Annotated in this window: 3 protein-coding genes; all 3 read right to left on the reverse strand. The window is 62.6% G+C overall.

Going from position 1 to position 2,748, the window contains the following annotated elements:
• Positions 1 to 147: 147 nt before the first annotated feature.
• Positions 148 to 1,179, reverse strand: coding sequence for a DUF692 domain-containing protein (locus OOJ09_RS31855; protein WP_269909013.1), 1,032 nt, complete (start codon positions 1,177 to 1,179; stop codon positions 148 to 150).
• Positions 1,180 to 1,221: 42 nt separating this feature from the next.
• Positions 1,222 to 1,491, reverse strand: coding sequence for a DUF2282 domain-containing protein (locus OOJ09_RS31860; protein WP_269909014.1), 270 nt, complete (start codon positions 1,489 to 1,491; stop codon positions 1,222 to 1,224).
• 231 nt (positions 1,492 to 1,722) lie between these two features.
• Positions 1,723 to 2,694: a patatin-like phospholipase family protein gene (locus OOJ09_RS31865; RefSeq protein ID WP_269909015.1), complete on the reverse strand. Its 972-nt coding sequence runs from the start codon at positions 2,692 to 2,694 to the stop codon at positions 1,723 to 1,725.
• Between the last annotated feature and the right edge of the window lie 54 nt (positions 2,695 to 2,748).

Raw genomic sequence — 2,748 nt, forward strand, 5'->3', positions numbered from 1 at the left:
ATCAGCACCGCGATGAGCGAACTGCGGGTGTTGTTTTGATAGATGCGCAGGCGGGCCAGAGGATCGGCCTTGCCGGCGGTCAACATTCTTGCGGCGACCAATGGCTCGAAGCCCAGCACCGAGCGCGCCATGGAGGTCTGCAGGTGGTCAAGCGGCAGCATGATATCCTCCCTCTACCGGCGGCGACACGAGCGGCATGGCCGGACCAGCCTTGGCGACGGCAAATGCCGCAAGCACGGGCATGCCTGTGCCCGCCTCGTTTTCGAAGGAAACCAGGGTGGACTTTGGCCGGGGTTTGGCAGCCGCTGTTTGTCTCGCGGCCTGCTTGCGGCTGAACATGATCGAAGCGGAGAGCATGTCGGCCCACATCGCTTCGCCGAGCAGCACATCGAGAACGGGAACATCGGTGTCCCATTCGATCAGGGTAGGGCGCGGTCCAAGCCGGCCTATGGCATGCTGGTAGAGCGTCCAGACGATTGGCGGCACGCGTGAGCCATGGTCGTCGATGAGCACGGTGTCGGCCCCGACCTGATTGGTGGCATGTCCGGCAAGGTGGATTTCGCCAATGGAATCAGCCGGCAACGTGTCGATGAAGGCTTCTGCGTCATATTGGAGGTTGTGCGCCGAGACCTGGACATTGTCGACATCCAGCAGCAAGCCGCAGCCGGTCCGTTCGACGAGTTCGGCCAGGAATTCTGCCTCGTTCATCGAGGAGTCCGCAAAGGCGATATAGGCGGAGAGATTTTCGATCAGGACGCGGCGCTTCAGCGTGTCCTGGACAGTCTCGACATTGCGCGCGACGATCGCCAACGCGTCTTCATCGTAACGCAGCGGCAGCAGATCGTTCAGGTAGGCGCCGTCGGCGACGCTCCAGGCGAGATGCTCCGAAACGAGATCCGGCTGGAACCGCTCGCAAACCTTGCGCAGCCTTTGGAGATGGCTGTGATCCACGCCTCTTGCACTGCCAAGGGACAGGCCAACGCCGTGGACCGACAGTGGGTAGGTTTCGCGCAGCTTTTCCAGCGCATCGACGCCGGCGCCGTCCCCCATGTAGTTCTCGGCATGAACTTCGAGCCAACCTGCGGAAGGCCGCCGCGAGAGCATTTCCTTGATATGTGGCGAGCGAAGACCGATGCCCGCGGTAGCGGGAATCGCGAGGGACTGAAACGCACGGGTCATCGGTCTGCTCCATTCTAGAGGTTGGCTCGAAGTCAGGATTGCTCAGGCTTTCGGCTTGTCGCTGCCGCCGGCGATCTTCGCGCAGCTGCCCGCGGGCACGTAGAGCCACGAATCCGGCTGGTTGTCGGCGGTGGAGGTGCCGGCGCATGAATGCGTCGCGGTCTGGCAGTCGTTCTGGCCGGCCTTGACGACGCCGTAGCACTTCTCGAAGGCGAAGCTGGGTTGGGCTGCCGGGCCGCTATAGGCCGCTGTCGCGGCCAGCGAGGTGGCGGCCGCGAGGGCCGATCCGATGAGGGTTCTGGTGTTGATCACGGGCGTGTCTCCTGGTTGGTTTTCGAGGGGAAAGACTGGCCTTGCGGCCTGTCTGCAAGCAGTGTCCCCGATCCGACGCCCGAGCTGAAATGCTGTCTCGGCATGGATTTGATACGCTGTCACTATGTTGAGGCCCTCCCAGGCAAAAGCCCTCCGGCGGGGAACCGGAGGGCTTGGCGCCTGCAGTCGTGAGCGTGGCGAAGCAGGCGCGGCTAGGCGGGAGGGAGGCGCCTAGAAGTATCTGTTTTTGCAGTCGGCGGAGGAGCGTTCGTCCAGGCAGAGATGATCGGCGAGAAGCCAGTGCTCTGCCCGTTGCCGCCCTCTGTCGCGCATGTCGGTCAGCTCACCCCAGTCGGTCCAGGGCCTTGTGAACAGCGAAGCGCCGGCCCGGTGCAGACTGTCGAAGATGGTGTGGATCGGCGTGTGCTTGATCGCACCATGACCGGCGGGGAGGCGGCGATCCGCGCACGGCGTCATGAACAATGCGGGCTTGCCGGTGACGGCCAGCCGATGGGCAGCTTCAACCGGCTGGACCGGAGGCAAAGCCGAAAGGTCGCCGTCGCCCCAATAGGTGTCGCCGTCGATCTCTACCGCCGGGAAGAGGAACGGGATTGTCGCCGCCGCCAGGATCGCGTCGATCGACAATTGATCGCCAGTGAAAATCTTGACGGCATCGGTGCGAGCATTCGAAACAAGGATGCTGAGTTTCACAGGGCAGGTTTTCTTGCGGATCTCCGCAATGTCTATCGACTGTTCCAGTATCGATCTCAGGAGATTGGCCGTATCGGCTGCGAACATGGATGCGTGACTGACACGTCGCCAGAAGTTGGCGAGTGCCGTGCGCGCGCCTCGCCGGCCACCAAGGGCCATGCCATAGGCCAGGACCGCCGCCTCCATCGCGCCGAACCCGGACGCTGTGATGTTGCCGAAGCACAGGCCGGGCTCATCCAGCATACGGTCGAGCACGCCCCAGACGAAGGCGCCGTGTGCATCGCTTGCCAGGACAATATCGACGATTTGCCGGTCGTCCATCGCAGGTCTTGCGTCGGCAATGACGGGTCTGTCGGTTTCGATTCCGGTCTGGATCTGCATTTTCTTGGTCTCCGTCCCAAAACGCCAGCCAGGCGTTTGACGAAGAGACTGCCGCATCATCCGCTGTCGGCGAAATGCCAAGGTGGCATGAACTCCATAGGCAGATTGCATTGGCCGCTATCGCGTATGCGGCGCAAGGTTTTGCCAGCCAGGTGAACCAACATG

Origin of the sequence: Mesorhizobium qingshengii (genome assembly GCF_027563465.1) — a bacterium.
GTDB lineage: Bacteria > Pseudomonadota > Alphaproteobacteria > Rhizobiales > Rhizobiaceae > Mesorhizobium > Mesorhizobium qingshengii_A.

Excerpts from the sequence above, each read along its gene's own strand:
- OOJ09_RS31865 (WP_269909015.1), bottom strand. The coding sequence starts at position 2,694 with ATGCAATCTGCCTATGGAGTTCATGCCACCTTGGCATTTCGCCGACAG.
- OOJ09_RS31855 (WP_269909013.1), bottom strand. The coding sequence starts at position 1,179 with ATGACCCGTGCGTTTCAGTCCCTCGCGATTCCCGCTACCGCGGGCATC.